Source organism: Rhodococcus sp. 14C212 (assembly GCF_011058195.1).
GTDB lineage: Bacteria > Actinomycetota > Actinomycetes > Mycobacteriales > Mycobacteriaceae > Rhodococcus > Rhodococcus aetherivorans.
Genome location: NZ_JAALEH010000043.1, coordinates 1 through 15349, shown reverse-complemented (window position 1 = coordinate 15349; position 15349 = coordinate 1). Strand labels below are relative to the sequence as shown.

The window sequence follows — 15349 nt, the reverse complement described above, 5'->3', positions numbered from 1 at the left end:
GTAGCAGCCGAACGAACCCCGCGTGCACCGCACGCGGGGTTCGTCGCGTTCTCACCGGGTCCGCCGCGACGCGGCCCACCGGCGGTAGGCGGCGGCTTCGAAGTCGAGGTATCCCCCGAACGAGACGGCGTCGGCGAAGGGCAGGATCTGGGTGGCCCAGAAACCGGCGAGGCCGTTCTCGCGGTCGATCCAGTAGTACAGGTTCGCCAGGCCGGCCCAGCCGAGCGCCCCGGCGGGCCGACCCGTCGGCGCCGGCTCCTCGTTGACCATGAACGTGTAGGCCCAGTTCTTGGGCAGCCCGGGGAAGAACTCCGCATCGTTCGACAGCGCGGGGATCACGCCGGGCAGGGCGGTGATCTGCTGCCCCTCCAAGCCGCCGCGCACCGCGTCGGCGACCGTTCCGGCCGCCAGCACCCGGCCGCCGGGCGCCTCCCCGTCGCGCAGCCACATCCGGAGGAACCTCAGATAGTCCGGGACGGTCGTGTACAGACCATGGCCTCCCATGTGGACCTCCGGATCCTGGGGGAGCACCATCTCGGGCATCGGTACGACGGCCCCGTCCCCGCCGCGCTGGTGGACCACGGCGAGCCGGTCGCGCATGTCGCCGGTGAGGGTGAACGCCGTGTCCGCCATCCCGAGGGGGTCGAAGATCCGTTCGCGCATCACCTCCCCGAGGCGCCGGCCCCGCACGGCCTCGACCACCAGACCGCACCAGTCGAGGTTCGAGCCGTACATCCACCGCTCGCCCGGATCGAACAGCAGCGGGGTCCGCAGTGCGGCCTTCGACGCCGTGATGACACTGGGCTGACCGTGCTCCTCGGCGAGACGCCGGTAGCTCTCGTCGAAGAAGTCGTACCCGAGACCGGCCGTGTGGAGCAGCAGCATGCGGGTGGTGATGTCCCGTTTCGGCGCGCGCAGCAGGGGCTCGCCGTCCGTTCCGAAGCCCTCGAGAACCTGGAGTTCCCCGATCTCCGGAACATACCGGGCGGCGGGGGCGTCGAGGTCGAGCAGGCCCTCCTCGACGCACTGGAGTGCCGCTGTGCCGGTGACCGCCTTCGTCGTGGAGAAGCCGGCGAACACGGTATCGGCGGTCATGGCCGTGCCGGACCCGGCCGCCCGTTCCCCGGCCACCCCGGAATACACCACGCCGTCCCGGTCGGTGAGCATGGCCACCACGCCCGGCAGGCCCCCCGGGTTGTGGGTGAGTTCCCGTAGGGCTGCATCCATGGTGCTCGCGAAATCGTCTGTCACGGTTCCTCCTGTGCGCGGGTCCGCCGCCGGTGGGCTCACCGGCGTCGGATGCGGACGCTACGGACCGAGATGTGACGTGGGCCACCTCCGATCGGCACGCGCTGTCGGATTTCGGCACTCACCGTCCGAGGGCCCGGGCGAGGGTCCGCGACGGGTTCTCGCCGAATCGGCGACGGTAGGCGGCGGCGAAGACGCCCATGTTGACGTAGCCCCAGCGGGCCGCGATCGCGGAGACGGTGCAGTCGGCCGACGCCGCGGCGAGTTCGTCGCGGATGTGCTGCAATCGCACGTCGCTCAGGTACCGGTTCGGCGTCGTGTCCAGATGGCGGCGGAACGCGCCCGACAGTGCGCGCACGCTGACGCCCACGGCGGCGGCGATCTCGGAGACCGTGGGCAGATCCGCGGCGTGCTCGCGGATGTACTGTTCCGCGCGGCGGACGTACGCCGGCGCGGCCGGCTGCCGGCCGGAGTCGAGCGCGACGCCCGCGGCGGCGGCCCATTCGGTGACGAGGTGACCGAGGAGCAGCTCCTGCAGGTGAGCGCCCGGCGGGCCCTGCGCGATGCGCAGCGGATCGGCGCGGATCGCGCGGACCGCATACGCGAGCAGCGCGTTCCAGCCCGACGATCCGGCCCCGACGACGCACTTGTGCTGCCACAGACGGTCGTCGGGAACGACGCCGAACCAGCGGTCGGCGAGGTCGGCGACGAGCCGGTGCGGCACCGTCAGGTTGAGCTGGAGATGCTCGTCGTCGAAGTCGACGCGATGCTCGATCCGGCTGCAATCGGCCACGAAGGTGGCGCCGGAGCCGATCTCCACCTCGCCCGCTGCGACGCGGTGCCGGGCGTGACCGCGGACCGTCGTCAGCACCAGGATGTTGCCGGCCTCGGCCGAGAGCTGGTCGACGGTCACCGGGATCCCGTACCGGAAACGGGTGAGCACGATGTCGCCGATCGCGGCGGAGAACATGCTCGATCGCGGGCGCAGCAGGCGACCGCTCGGCCGTACGCGATAGGGCATGTACACCTGGTCCGACCACGCCCGGATCTCGTCCCAGTCCGTCGAGACCGTCGCCGGCGAGGGGGCGCAGCCGGAGAACGGGTCCAGCGAATGCACGACGTCCGTCATCCGGCCGAGCCTAGAGCGCCGGGGCGGGCGCCGACACTGCCCGATCGGCTGGGTGCCGGGCGCGCGACCCGGCACGCGACGGGCCCCGACGCGGTAATGTCCGGCGTGCGTGTGACTGCCTTCACAGCGGTCAGGTACCGTACTCCCGGCACGTCTGGCACGGCGTGCCACAGAGTCCTGCTCCCGAGGAGAACCCATGAGCTTTCGCAGCCCGTTTCCCGACGTCGAAATCCCGGCACTGAGTGTCTACGACTTCCTGTTCGGTTCGATCGCGGAGGCGGACCTCGGTCGCCCGGCGCTGATCGAGGGCGCGTCCGGGGCCGTCACCGACTACCGCACCCTGATCGGGCAGATCGACGCGATCGCCGGGGCCCTCGCGGCGCGCGGTGTGGGGGTCGGCGACGTCGTCGGCTTGCTGTCGCCGAACGTGCCCGCCTTCGCGTCCGTCTTCCACGGCATCCTGCGGGCGGGCGCGACCGCCACCACGATCAATGCCCTCTACACCGCCGAGGACATCGCCAAGCAGCTCGCGGATTCCAAGGCGACGGTCCTGTTCACCGTCTCCCCGCTGCTGCCGCACGCGAAGGAGGCCGCGGCGAAGGTCGGCATCGCCGACGACCGCCTCGTCGTGCTCGACGGCGCCGAGGGGCACCCGTCCCTGCGCGACCTGCTCGCCGAGAACGCGCCCGCCCCCGAGGTGTCGTTCGATCCGGCCACCCATCTGGCGGTGCTGCCGTACTCGTCGGGCACCACGGGCCGCCCGAAGGGCGTGATGCTCACGCACACCAATCTGGTCGCCAACGTGTGCCAGATCAACCCGCGCATGGGCATCGGCGCCGACGACAAGGTCCTCGCCGTGCTGCCGTTCTTCCACATCTACGGCATGACCGTGCTGCTCAACGCCGCCCTGTACAACCGGGCGTCGCTGGTGACGATGCCGAAGTTCGACCTCCCGGAGTTCCTGCGGATCGTCGCCGAACAGAAGTGCACGTACGTGTTCATCGCGCCGCCCGTCGCGGTGGCCCTCGCCAAGCACCCCCTCGTCGACCAGTTCGACCTGTCCAGCGTGCACACCGTGTTCTCGGGTGCCGCGCCCCTGGACAAGGAACTCGGCGGCGCGGTCTCCGCGCGGCTCGGCTGCAAGATCCGCCAGGGCTACGGCATGTCGGAGATGAGCCCGGTCAGCCACGCCATCCCCTTCGACGGCGACGACGTGCCGCTCGACTCGGTCGGCCCGACGATCGCCAACATGGAGTGCAAGCTGGTCGACCCGGGCACGCTCGAGGAGGTCGCGTACCCGACCGGCGAGGGCGTCTCCGAGCCGGGTGAGCTGTGGTGCAAGGGCCCGAACGTGATGGTCGGCTACCTCGGCAACCCGCAGGCCACCGCGGAGACCCTCGACGCCGACGGGTTCCTGCACACCGGCGACATCGCCACGGTGGACGCGGCCGGCAACATCACGATCGTCGACCGGCTCAAGGAACTGATCAAGTACAAGGGCTACCAGGTGCCGCCGGCCGAGCTCGAGGCGCTGCTGCTGACGCACCCGCAGATCGCCGACGCCGCGGTCGTGGGCGTGCTCGACGACGAGGGCGAGGAGGTGCCGAAGGCCTTCGTCGTGCGCCAGCCGAACGCGGAGCTGACCGAGGACGAGGTCATCGAGTTCGTCGCCGAGCGCGTCTCGCCGCACAAGAAGGTGCGCCGGGTGCAGTTCATCGACATCGTCCCGAAGTCCGCCGCGGGCAAGATCCTGCGCAAGGACCTGCGCACGCCGACGGCGTAGCCGGTTACCGTCCGGGCCGCAGGATCCGGCCGAGATGCGCCGCCAGCGCCTCGATCGTCGGATCCTGCACCCGGAACCCGACGTAGCCGTCCGGCCGCACCACCACGGCCGCGGCGGCAGCGTCGAACCCGTACGCCTGCGCGGCGCGGCCCGCGTCGTCGCGCAGCACCCTGCCGTCGGCCGGCGTTCCGGCGGGTCCCGCCACGAGCACATACGCCCGCAGCGCGTCGCCGAAGCGGTCCGTCGCCCGCTCGGCCAGCTCCCGCTGGGACGCCAGCGCCTGCACCGTCGGCGCCCACAGCAGGACCGTGTGGCCGGGGTGGCGCAGCAGCTCGTGCAGCCGGAGCGGCGACGCGACGGCGTCCTGGCGCAGTCCCGTCGCATCCGGGGCGCGATCACCCGGAGCCGGACCGCCGCCGTCCGGCACGTCGCCGCCCACGAGCGGGCTGCCGGGATAGCCGAGCAGCAACTGGGCCTCACGCGCGATCGCGGTCGCCGCGTCCGTCTCGCCGGCCCCGAGGCCCTGCCGGGCGTGCCGCACGGTGCGGCCCACCACCTCCTCCCCGATGGGGCGGCGCTCGGCGTCGTAGCTGTCGAGCAGGCCGTCGGCGGCGCGGCCCTGCACCGCCAGCGCGAGCTTCCAGCCGAGGTTGTAGGCGTCCTGGATGCCGGTGTTCATGCCCTGCGCCCCGGTGGGCGGATGGATGTGCGCGGCGTCCCCGGCCAGGAACACCCGGCCCGCACCGTAGTTCCCGGCGAGGCGGTGACTGATCCGGAACACCGACGACCAGCGCAGGGCACTCGCCCGCGTCGGTTCCGGCGCCAGCCGGTCGAGCACCGCCTGGATGTGACCGAGGGTGGGCCGGCGCCCGCCCTCGAGTCCGTGCGCGACGGTACCGACGCCGGGCGCGGACGTCGCCAGGTCCGGCGCGACGAACGTCGACAGCCGGTAGCGGCCGTCGCCGGGCAGCGGGATGCACACCATCATGTCCGTCGTCGTGCCGTCGGTCCGAGCCGACGCGCGGATGCCGTAGCCGGCCGGCATCGACCAGTTCAGCTCGACGTCGGCGAGCATGTACTCCTCCGGGAACGCGTCGCCGTCGAAGGACACCCCGAGGCCCTTGCGCACGGCGCTGTGCGCGCCGTCGCAGCCGACCAGGTAGCGGGCCGCGAGCCGGGTCGTGTCGTCGCCGTCGCGCAGGGCGGCGACCACGCCGTCCGCGGTCCGGTCGAAGCCGGTGAGTTCGACGCCGCGGCGCACGACGGTGCCGTGCTCGGCCAGGGCCTGCGTCAGCACCCGTTCGGTGGCGTACTGGGGGATGCAGACGAATCGGTACGGCACGTCCTCGGGCAGTGCGAGTTCGAGGCGCATCACCTCGTGCCCGTCCACGTACACGAGCTGCCCGTGCATCGGCGCGGACACGTCGAGCGACGGCCGGACCACGCCCATCGCGTCCCACACCTCCAGGGTGCGCGGCTGGATGCCGACCGCCTTGGCGTACTGCGGCGGTTCCGGCAGCCGATCGACGATCACGACGTCGACGCCGCGCCGGCGCAGTTCCAGCGCGGCGGTCAGTCCGACCGGACCGGCGCCGACCACCAGGACCGAGGTCTCGCTCATCGGGCATACCCTTTCGTCGCGTCCGGGGGAAGTATGTCCGAATCCGGCTCCGGCGGGTGCCCGTTCGCCGCATCCTGCTTCCGCGCCGACGGGACCACGTTCCGGGCCCTTTCGGCGCCGGGACGCGCGCCCGACATCACACGTCGAGAATGTGCGGCAGCCCGGCGCGGTAACGGTCGGCGTCGATCCGCCGCATCGGGTCGAGCTCGGGCGGCTCGTGCAGTCGGTACAGCGCCGGCGGTGCGGCGGGCGAGTCGGCGGCCTCGAGCAGCGCGGCGACGGCCGCCCGCGCCGATTCGCCGGCCGATTCCATGGTCGCGAGATCGATGTCGGTGCGGACGTAGTCGCCGGCGAGGAAGAGGTTCGGGATCGCGGTGCGCGCGTCCGGACGGTCGGACAGGGAGCCGACGGTGTTGACGAGCAGGGGAGTGTCGTTGGTGTTGCGGGCCCGGTCGGCATCCCACCGCACGCCGGGATCGAGGAACCACGAGACGACGTCGTTCTCGTCGAGCACACCCGTGCCGGTGTCGTCGAGGCAGGCCGACATCTGAGCCCAGGTCTCCCGGGCGATCTCCTCGGCGGTGCACTCCTTCGCGGTCTTCCCGTGGAGGATGCCGGGGGTGTCCCAGTCGGAGATGTCCACCGACAGGCAGTCGTGGGCATTGCCGTCGCCGTAGCGGGCGGCGAAGTCCCCGCCCCAGAACTGGCCCTGGCTGATGGAGGTCAGGGCCCACGGCGAGCCGAGGTACGCGACGTGCCCGGCGGCGATCGGGGTGGGCCGGCGCAGGAAGTACTGGATGCCCACCATCCAGTCCGTCTGCAGGTTCCGCATGGCCTCGAGCCGCGGGTCCGCGGCGAGGATCTGCGGTGACCACAGTGGCACAGCCCGCTCCACGGGCATCGCCGCGACGTACCAGTCGGCCTCGGCGACGGCGCGGGTGCCGCTGCCGTCCACCAGCCGTGCCCCAGTGATCGAGCCCGAGGAGATGTCGAGAGCTTCGGCCGCCCAGCCCATTTCGAATCGCACGCCCAGGGCGCGCAGGTGCGCCGCCCACGGGTCGATCCAGGCCTCGTTGGTGGGTGCGGCGAGGAGCCGGTCCAGGTGACCGTATGCGGGGACGGTGCCCATCGCGTTCCACACGAACGCCTGGCCCATGATGCCGATGGTGCGGGTGGACGCGACGGTGGGCCGGGCGGCCACCAGTTGACGGGTCAGCGCCGAGACGAGGATGTTGCGGTAGGACGCCGACTTGCCGTCGGCCTCGAGTGTCTGCGACCACGTCTGGTGCTCCCACTGGCCGTTGCGGCGTTCGAGGCTGCTGGTCAGGAACATCACCAGCGTGCGGGTGAAGACGGCCAGTTCGTGCGGGGGGATCGCGCCGCCGAGGGAGAAGGCGGCGGCCAGGGACTCCTGCAGCGAGACGGGGTCGAGGACGTCGGGGCGCAACGGCGCGATCGACGCGGGGGCGGTCAGGTCGGGCCCGCCGGGGATCGCCATGCGGAAGGCGGATCCGGCGACGAGGTTGTCGAACACGCCGTTCGGGTTGCCCGGGAACGGGATCCGCCGCATCGTGTCCGGGATGTGCTGGTAGAAGCCCGGGAAGAAGCGGAAGCCGTGCTCGCCGGGCAGGTCGCCGCGCCCGCCGGTCCCGGTGCCCGGCGACGGGATGCTGCGGGCCTTGCCGCCGAGGGCGGTCGGTTCGAAGACGGTGACCTCGAAGCCGCGTTCGCTCAGTTCGTGGGCGGCCGTCAGGCCCGCTATCCCGCCGCCGAGCACGGCGACGCGCCGGCCCCCCGAGCCCCCCGAGCGCAGCGCGGGCGAGCGCGGCGCCGCATGGGCGGTCGTGGGCGCGACGGCGAGCGCGCCCAGGGCGGTGAGGAAGGTGCGGCGGGAAAGCCGGGTGTCGAACACGAGAATCCCCCGATCCGGACGTCGTTCTGAAAACAACCGTTGTCACATATATCCGATGTGTGCGACCCGCGTAGCGGATTCGCCGAACAGTGCGGACGTGGCACCGCTGCCCGGGCGTGCCAGGATTGGCCCATGACCAACGGAACACTTGTGTTGCTCCGCCACGGCGAGAGCGAATGGAACGCGATGAACCTCTTCACGGGGTGGGTGGACGTGCACCTGACCGACAAGGGGATCGCCGAGGGCAAGCGTGCCGGCGAGCTGCTCGCGGAGCACGGTCTCCTGCCGGACGTGCTGTACACGTCGCTGCTGCGCCGCGCGATCAGCACCGCGAACTACGCGCTCGACGCCGCGGATCGGCACTGGATCCCGGTCGTGCGCGACTGGCGCCTGAACGAGCGGCACTACGGTGCGCTGCAGGGCAAGAACAAGGCGGAGATCAAGGCGGAGTTCGGCGAGGAGCAGTTCATGCTGTGGCGCCGCAGCTACGACACCCCGCCGCCCCCGATCGAGCCCGGCAGCAAGTACAGCCAGGACAGCGACGTCCGGTACGCGGACGTCGACGAGGTGCCGCTCACCGAGTGCCTGAAGGACGTCGTCGAGCGCCTGATCCCGTACTGGGAGGAGACCATCTCCCAGGACCTGCGGGCCGGCCGGACCGTCCTGATCACGGCCCACGGCAACTCGCTGCGCGCCCTCGTCAAGCACCTCGACGGGATCTCCGACGAGGAGATCGCCGGGCTGAACATCCCCACCGGCATCCCGCTGCGCTACGACCTCGACGAGAACCTGTGCCCGCTGAACCCGGGCGGCACGTACCTCGATCCGGAGGCGGCCGCGGCCGGTGCCGCCGCCGTCGCCGGCCAGGGCGGCCGGTAGTCCCCGGGGGCCGCGGGCAGCCGTCCCGCGGCCCCGGGAAACGGCCGGTGAACACGCGGCAAATGGCGCGAACATGCGGCGTGACGTGCGGCGGAATGCCCCGGCCCGCTGTCACCGTCCCGCCGTGCCTACGTACGATTCGAGACGTGACTGTTGCGCAGGCCGTGCTGCTCGCCGGGGCCGCCGTCCTCGGTGCCGTGTTCGCGATCGTGCTGATGCGGCTCCTCCGGGGCCGGGCCACCGACCGCACGGACGCCGACCTGACCATGGCGCAGGTGCTCGACCGCGTCGTCTACGGCGCGGACACGGGCATCGCCGTCGTCGACCGGTTCCACGACGTCATCCTGTTCAACCCGCGCGCCGAGGAACTCGGCCTCGTCCGCAACCGGCTCGTCGAGGACTCGGCCTGGGCGGCCGCCACCCGGGTCCTCGAGACCGGCGAGCCCGTCGAGCTCGACCTCACCGCGAAGAGCCCGCGCGGTCGCGAGCGCGTCGCGGTGCGCTGCCTCGCGCGGCGCCTGCTCGACGACGACGCGCGCTTCGTCGCGCTCTACGCCTACGACGACTCCGAGCAGGTCCGGATGGAGGCCACGCGCCGGGACTTCGTCGCCAACGTCAGCCACGAACTCAAGACGCCGGTGGGGGCGATGGCCTTGCTCGCGGAGGCCCTGCTCGAATCCGCCGACGACCCGGAATCCGTGCGGCACTTCGGAACCCGGCTGCAGAGCGAGGCCTACCGGCTCGGCAACATGGTGACCGAACTGATCGCGCTCTCGCGCCTGCAGGGGGCCGAGAAGCTCCCGAACCTCGAGGTGGTCGAGGTCGACGACATCGTCGAGGAGGCGCTGCGCCGCACCCGCCTGACCGCCGAGAACGCGCAGATCACCGTCACCACCGACGCCCCCGGCGGCTTCGAGGTCCTCGGCGATCAGACGCTGCTCGTCACCGCCCTGGCCAATCTCATCGAGAACGCGGTCGCCTACTCGTCCCCGGGCTCGCCGGTGTCGGTCAGCCGGTCCCTGCGCGGGGGCAAGGTGGCGATCGCGGTGACCGACCGCGGCATCGGGATCGAGAAGGAGGACCAGGAGCGCGTCTTCGAACGGTTCTTCCGGGTCGACAAGGCCCGTTCCCGCGCCACCGGCGGCACCGGTCTCGGCCTGGCGATCGTCAAGCACGTCGCCGCCAACCACAACGGGGAGATCCGGTTGTGGAGCCAGCCCGGAACCGGATCCACCTTCACGCTCCTCATCCCCGCCCACTCGGCCGACCCCCGCGAGTCGCAGGTCGGCTCCCCTCGCCGCGAGGGCGGGGCGGCGCTGACGGCGGAGCGGTGACGATTACGCCGACACCCACGACGAGAAACGGAAGCGAGCCGGATGCACCAGGTAACGGAAGGTACGGAGGACCAGCAGTGACGCGTGTGCTGATCGTGGAGGACGAGGAATCGCTGGCGGATCCGCTCGCGTTCCTGCTGCGCAAGGAGGGCTTCGACACCACCGTCGTCGGCGACGGACCGTCGGCGCTCGCGGAGTTCGACCGGGCCGGCGCGGACATCGTCCTGCTCGACCTGATGCTGCCCGGCATGAGCGGCACCGACGTGTGCAAGCAACTGCGCAGCCGCTCCGGCGTGCCCGTGATCATGGTGACCGCTCGCGACAGCGAGATCGACAAGGTCGTCGGCCTCGAGCTGGGAGCGGACGACTACGTCACCAAGCCCTACTCGGCGCGTGAACTCATCGCCCGCATCCGTGCGGTGCTGCGCCGCGGCGGGGAGAGCGACGCCGAGTCCGCACAGGACGACGGGATCCTCGAGGCCGGGCCGGTGCGGATGGACGTCGACCGGCACGTCGTGCACGTGGCCGGGCAGCCGGTCACCCTGCCCCTCAAGGAGTTCGACCTGCTCGAGTACCTCCTGCGCAACTCCGGCCGGGTGCTCACACGCGGCCAGCTCATCGACCGGGTATGGGGTGCCGACTACGTCGGCGACACCAAGACCCTCGACGTGCACGTCAAGCGGCTGCGTTCGAAGATCGAGGCCGACCCCGCCAAACCGCAGCACCTGGTCACCGTCCGCGGCCTCGGCTACAAGCTCGAGGGGTAGCGGACGGGCTCCGGCGTCCGCTCGGCGGCGGCCGTCGTCGCGGGGTGCACGGCGATCAGACCCAGCCCCTCGCGGCGGCGGCACAGCCGCGCGAGCTCCTCGTAGGCGGCCTCGCCGAGCAGCTCGCGCAGTTCCGGCGCGTACGACTGCCACACCGGCGCGGCGCCCACGTGGGCGTCCGGCGATCCGGAGCAGTACCAGTCCAGGTCGTGGCCGCCCTCGCCCCAGCCGCGCCGGTCGTACTCGGTGACGACGGTGCGCAGCACCTCGGTACCGTCGGGGCGCTCGACCCAGTCCTGGGTCCGGCGGATCGGCAGCTGCCAGCACACGTCCGGCTTCACTTCGAGGGGTTCGATGCCGCGCCGCAGCGCCATCTTGTGCAGCGAGCAGCCGATGCCGCCGGCGAAACCGGGCCGGTTGAGGAAGATGCAGGCACCCTTGTAGCGGCGGGTGCGCAGGGCCGGCTCGTCCTCGAGGTCGTCCTCCTCGAGGTAGCCCTTCTTGCCGAGTCCCTTCTCCATGAACTGCCAGTCCTGGGGAGTGAGATGTCTCACTGCAGCGTCCAGCTTGGCGCGATCGTCGTCGTCCGACAGGAACGCCCCGTGGGAGCAGCACCCGTCGTCCGGACGGTCGGCGATGATGCCCTGGCACGCAGGCGTGCCGAACACGCAGGTCCAGCGGGAGAGCAGCCACGTCAGGTCGGCGGCGACGACGTGCTCGCTGTTGTCCGGGTCGGTGAACTCGACCCATTCGCGCGGGAAGTCGAGGGGAACTTCGGGGGCCGGGTCCTGCTTGTGTGCGGCGCCGGGCATACCTGCTGTCACAGGACCCGACGGTAGACCCAGTACCGTATGTATGTGCGCCTAGGGGTACTCGACGTCGGAAGCAACACCGTCCATCTGCTCGTGGTGGACGCTCATCGCGGTGGCCATCCCACCCCCATGAGCTCGACGAAGGCAACCCTGCGTCTGTCCGAGAACACGGACGACCGCGGCGACATCACCCCGCAGGGCGCCGACAGGCTGGTCGAGACGGTCGCCGACTTCGCGGGCATCGCCCGCACCTCCGGGTGCGAGGAGCTGATGGCCTTCGCGACCTCCGCGGTGCGCGACGCCAACAACTCCGAAGCGGTACTCCGCCGCGTCCGCGCCGAGACCGGGGTCGCGCTCGAGGTGCTCTCCGGCGTGGACGAGGCCCGGCTGACGTTCCTGGCGGTCCGGCGCTGGTACGGCTGGAGCGCGGGACGCATCCTGTGCCTCGACATCGGCGGCGGCTCCCTCGAGCTGACGTTCGGCGGCGACGAGGATCCGGACTGCGCGTTCTCGCTGCAGCTCGGCGCCGGTCGCCTCACCCGGGACTGGCTGAGCGAGGACCCGCCCGGCAAGCGGCGCGTCGCGGTGCTGCGGGACTGGCTCGACGCCGAGCTCGTCCGGCCCGCCCAGGAGCTGCGGGCGGCCGGCGTTCCCGACCTGTGCGTCGGGAGCTCGAAGACGTTCCGCACCCTGGCGCGGCTGACCGGTGCCGCCCCGTCGTCGGCGGGCCCGCGCGTGCGGCGCACCCTGACCGCTGCCGGGTTGCGTCAGCTCATCGCGTTCATCTCCCGCATGACGGCCGCGGACCGTGCCGAGCTCGAGGGCGTGAGCTCCGACCGGTCGCAGCAGATCGTCGCCGGTGCGCTGGTCGCGGAGGCCGCCATGCGTGCGCTGGGAGTGGAGACGCTCGACATCTGTCCCTGGGCCCTGCGAGAGGGGCTCATCCTCCGCAAGCTCGACACCGAGATGGGGGGCGAATTGATGGTGGTTTCGCAATGACGGACGGTCACAGCACCGACACCGGGCAGATCTCCGTCGCGGAGCTGCTGGCCCGGAACGGCCAGAAGGTGAATTCCCGCGCCGGCGGACGTCGCCGCCGCGGCGTCAGCGGGGGGATCTCGGTCGCGGAACTGACCGGGGAGATCCCCGTCAGCCTTCCGGAGCCCGAGCCGACGGGGCCTCCCGAGCCCGAGCCGACGGCACCTCCCGAGGCCGAGCCGACCGAGGCTCCGGAGCCCGCGGCGCCGAAGGCCGAGCCGGCGGCGTCGGCCCAGCCCGCGGCGCCGAAGGCAGAGCCCGTGACGCCGGCAGAGCCCGTGACGCCGGCAGAGCCCGTGACGCCGGCGAAGGCGAAGGCAGAGCCCGTGACGCCGGCGAAGTCCGTGACGCCGGCGAAGGCAGAGCCCGTGGTGCCGGCGAAGCCGACGCCCGTCGTGCCGGCGAAGCCGACGGCGGAGCCCGTCGCACTCGAGGCCCCCAAGGCCGAGCCACCCGAATCGAAGACCCCGGTCCCGCCGTCGCCGCCCGGGACGCGCGAGGACGCGGCAGCCGCCGAGCGGGTGCAGCCGGTGAAGGTCGAGTCGCCGACCGAGATCATCCGCCCGGCCGTCCTGCCGCGACGAGCGCGGGCCCACGTCGAGGTGACCGCGAGCGCGCCGGTGCGGCCCGCCGACGCCCCCGAGCCGAGGCTGCTGTCCGGGCCGGCGAGCGATCTGCGGGGCAGCGGCGACGACATCGCCGACGGCGACACCGAGACTATCGGCGGCCCCGTCGCCGCCCACGAGCCGGACGAGGAGAAGCCGGAGGAGCGGCCCGCGGGGTCACGCCGGCGCCGCGGCGACGGCGCCGCGGCGGAAACTCCGTCCGCGGCGAAGCCGGACGAGGCCCCGTCCGACACCGGAGAGTCGCGCGGCGCCATCGGTCAGTGGGCGCGGCTGATCGGCGAGGCCGTCGTCGCGATTATCGCGGGTGCGCTGCTGTTCAAGGGCTTCGAACAGTTGTGGGACGCGTTGCCGTGGGTGGCGTTCGCGCTCGCACTGCTGGTCATCGTCGGCCTGGTGGCGATGGTGCGCATCCTGCGCCGCACCGACGACATCACGAGCCAGCTCATCGCTCTCGCCGTGGGCGCCTTCGTGACGTTCGGTCCGCTTCTGTTCCTGCTGCCCACCGGCTGAGCCGCGCGTCGTCATGAGCGTCCTTTCGCGAGAGATCCTGGTCGGGTTGTCGACCGCCTCGGTGTATCCGGAGAACACCGAGGCGGCCTTCCGCTATGCGGCCGAACTCGGCTACGACGGCGTCGAGCTGATGGTCTGGGCCGAGTCGGTGAGCCAGGACGTGCGGGCGGTGCAGGCGCTGGTGCGCAAGTACGGCGTACCGGTGCTGGCGGTGCACGCGCCGTGCCTGTTGATCTCGCAACGCGTGTGGGGCTCGGACCCGGCCGCGAAACTCGAGCGGTCGGTGCGGGCTGCGGAATCGTTCGGGGCCGCATCGGTGGTGGTGCATCCGCCGTTCCGGTGGCAGCGCCGCTACGCGGAGGGCTTCGCAGATCAGGTGGCGGGCCTCGAGGACCGCAGTCACGTGGTCGTCGCGGTGGAGAACATGTACCCGATGCGCGCCGATGTGTTCTTCGGCGGCCGCGACCGCACGGCCCAGCGCATGCGCCGGCGCGGCGGGCCCGGCCGGGCCGTGTCGGCCTACAGCCCGTCGATCGACCCCACCGACACCGGCTTCGCGCACTACACGCTGGACCTGTCGCACACGGCCACGGCGGGGATGGACGCGGTGGCACTCGCCGAGCGCATGGGCGGTGGTCTGGCCCACCTGCACCTCGCGGACGGCCACGGTGCATCGACGGACGAACACCTGCTCCCGGGCGAGGGTGGCCAGCCGTGTGAGCAGGTGTGCCGGCTCCTCGCCGAGAGCGACTTCTCCGGGCATGTGGTCCTGGAGGTCAGCACCCAGGGGGCGCGCAGCCGGTCCGCGCGGGCGCGGGCGCTGGGTCAGGCGCTGGCCTTCGCGCGCGAGCATCTGCACCGCGCCCCCCGCCTGGCGATCACCACCGGGCCCGAGCATCCGCGTTCGACGGCGATCGAGCAGGTTCGCGACTCAGGCCAGGGCGCCGATCCCGGCACCGAGGACCACGACTCCTGAGATCGTCACCCCGGCGACGAGGGCGGCGGCCCCGAGCCACACCGAGGCGATCATCGTGCCCGGTCGCCGGGGGTCGGGGCCCAGCACGGACAGGAAGAACCCGGCCGGGATCAGGATCGCCGAGCCGAGCACGGCGAGCGCGCCGGCCGCGGCCCATCCGGGTGAGGCGCCGACGGCGTCGGTGAGCACCGCCACGAGCAACCCCAGGGTTACGAGGACGCCGGCGTGGGCGTGACCGGCCCGGAAGAACGCCTTCTGCAGATCGTTGGCCGGCGCCCGCCCGCCGGCGACGCGCAACAGGAACGTGCCGCCGAAGGCGATCCCGGCGACGGTGAGCAGGGTGGCGCCGAGGGCGATGACGAGTACGGGATGCACGAGGTCCTCCTCGCAGAGTATTGGATAGTTGCAGTATCCAATACTGGATAGTTGTACTATCCGATGTCAAGAGGAGGTGGCAATGCGGATCTCGGAACTGGTGGCCCGCACCGGCGTCCCGTTGGCGACCGTGAAGTACTACCTGCGCGAGGGCCTGCTGATGCCGGGCGAGGCGACCAGCGCCACTCAGGCCCGGTACGACGAGCGGCACGTCCGCCGCCTCGCCCTGATCCGTGCGCTCGCCGCGCAGGGGCTGCCGCTGCCGCGCATCCGCGAGATCGTCCGTCTCCTCGACGGCACCGACGAGTCGCTGTTCGTCGCCCTCGGCCGGGCCATCGC

The 15349-nt window shown here is 71.9% G+C and carries 14 protein-coding genes; 8 read left to right on the top strand and 6 right to left on the bottom strand.

Annotated features, from left to right (window positions below; translation table 11 throughout):
- Positions 1-51: 51 nt before the first annotated feature.
- Together G6038_RS18475 and G6038_RS18470 are read right to left on the bottom strand one after the other, a co-directional pair.
- Complete coding sequence (locus tag G6038_RS18475) at positions 52-1227, bottom strand: serine hydrolase domain-containing protein (protein ID WP_206025073.1); 1176 nt, start codon at positions 1225-1227, stop codon at positions 52-54.
- Positions 1228-1369: 142 nt separating this feature from the next.
- The gene (locus G6038_RS18470) at positions 1370-2377 is read right to left on the bottom strand and encodes an AraC family transcriptional regulator (RefSeq protein WP_206025061.1); all 1008 of its coding nucleotides are present in this window, start codon (positions 2375-2377) and stop codon (positions 1370-1372) included.
- Between the two features lie 196 nt (positions 2378-2573).
- Between G6038_RS18470 and G6038_RS18465 the strand changes: the two genes are divergently transcribed.
- Positions 2574-4160, top strand: a complete 1587-nt coding sequence (locus G6038_RS18465; RefSeq protein ID WP_165039254.1) for an AMP-binding protein — start codon at positions 2574-2576, stop codon at positions 4158-4160.
- Positions 4161-4164: 4 nt separating this feature from the next.
- On the opposite strand, the gene G6038_RS18460 is transcribed toward G6038_RS18465, so the two are convergent.
- Together G6038_RS18460 and G6038_RS18455 are read right to left on the bottom strand one after the other, a co-directional pair.
- Positions 4165-5781 carry an FAD-dependent oxidoreductase gene (locus tag G6038_RS18460; protein WP_165039253.1) on the bottom strand — a complete coding sequence of 539 codons (1617 nt, stop codon included), beginning with the start codon at positions 5779-5781 and terminating at the stop codon, positions 4165-4167.
- Positions 5782-5917: 136 nt separating this feature from the next.
- Positions 5918-7693 carry an FAD-dependent oxidoreductase gene (locus G6038_RS18455; RefSeq protein ID WP_165039252.1) on the bottom strand — a complete coding sequence of 592 codons (1776 nt, stop codon included), beginning with the start codon at positions 7691-7693 and terminating at the stop codon, positions 5918-5920.
- Positions 7694-7825: 132 nt separating this feature from the next.
- Here G6038_RS18455 and G6038_RS18450 point away from each other — a divergent pair, with 132 nt between their 5' ends.
- From G6038_RS18450 to G6038_RS18440, 3 genes are all read left to right on the top strand, one after another.
- Complete coding sequence (locus tag G6038_RS18450; RefSeq protein WP_165039251.1) at positions 7826-8572, top strand: phosphoglyceromutase; 747 nt, start codon at positions 7826-7828, stop codon at positions 8570-8572.
- Positions 8573-8718: 146 nt separating this feature from the next.
- Positions 8719-9906, top strand: a complete 1188-nt coding sequence (locus G6038_RS18445; protein ID WP_165039250.1) for an ATP-binding protein — start codon at positions 8719-8721, stop codon at positions 9904-9906.
- Positions 9907-9983: 77 nt separating this feature from the next.
- Positions 9984-10673: a response regulator transcription factor gene (locus tag G6038_RS18440; RefSeq protein ID WP_165039249.1), complete on the top strand. Its 690-nt coding sequence runs from the start codon at positions 9984-9986 to the stop codon at positions 10671-10673.
- Here the strand turns inward: G6038_RS18440 and G6038_RS18435 are convergent.
- Positions 10655-11485: a hypothetical protein gene (locus tag G6038_RS18435; protein ID WP_165039287.1), complete on the bottom strand. Its 831-nt coding sequence runs from the start codon at positions 11483-11485 to the stop codon at positions 10655-10657. The two genes, G6038_RS18440 and G6038_RS18435, sit on opposite strands and share 19 nt — an antisense overlap.
- Positions 11486-11530: 45 nt before the next feature.
- Between G6038_RS18435 and G6038_RS18430 the strand changes: the two genes are divergently transcribed.
- Genes G6038_RS18430 through G6038_RS18420 form a run of 3 tightly spaced genes read left to right on the top strand, consistent with a single transcriptional unit; the run spans position 11531 to position 14635 of the window.
- A complete protein-coding gene (locus G6038_RS18430) occupies positions 11531-12484 on the top strand; it encodes a Ppx/GppA phosphatase family protein (RefSeq protein ID WP_165039248.1) in 954 nt (317 codons plus the stop codon).
- Positions 12481-13659 carry a hypothetical protein gene (locus tag G6038_RS18425; RefSeq protein WP_165039247.1) on the top strand — a complete coding sequence of 393 codons (1179 nt, stop codon included), beginning with the start codon at positions 12481-12483 and terminating at the stop codon, positions 13657-13659. Before G6038_RS18430 ends, G6038_RS18425 begins: the two co-directional genes overlap by 4 nt.
- A 13-nt stretch (positions 13660-13672) precedes the next feature.
- Complete coding sequence (locus G6038_RS18420; protein WP_165039246.1) at positions 13673-14635, top strand: sugar phosphate isomerase/epimerase; 963 nt, start codon at positions 13673-13675, stop codon at positions 14633-14635.
- Here G6038_RS18420 and G6038_RS18415 read toward each other — a convergent pair.
- A complete protein-coding gene (locus G6038_RS18415; protein WP_165039245.1) occupies positions 14591-15010 on the bottom strand; it encodes a hypothetical protein in 420 nt (139 codons plus the stop codon). The two genes, G6038_RS18420 and G6038_RS18415, sit on opposite strands and share 45 nt — an antisense overlap.
- An 82-nt stretch (positions 15011-15092) precedes the next feature.
- On the opposite strand from G6038_RS18415, the gene G6038_RS18410 reads away from it, so the two are divergent.
- Positions 15093-15349: MerR family transcriptional regulator (locus G6038_RS18410; RefSeq protein ID WP_165039244.1), on the top strand; the 257-nt coding region annotated here is incomplete at its 3' end.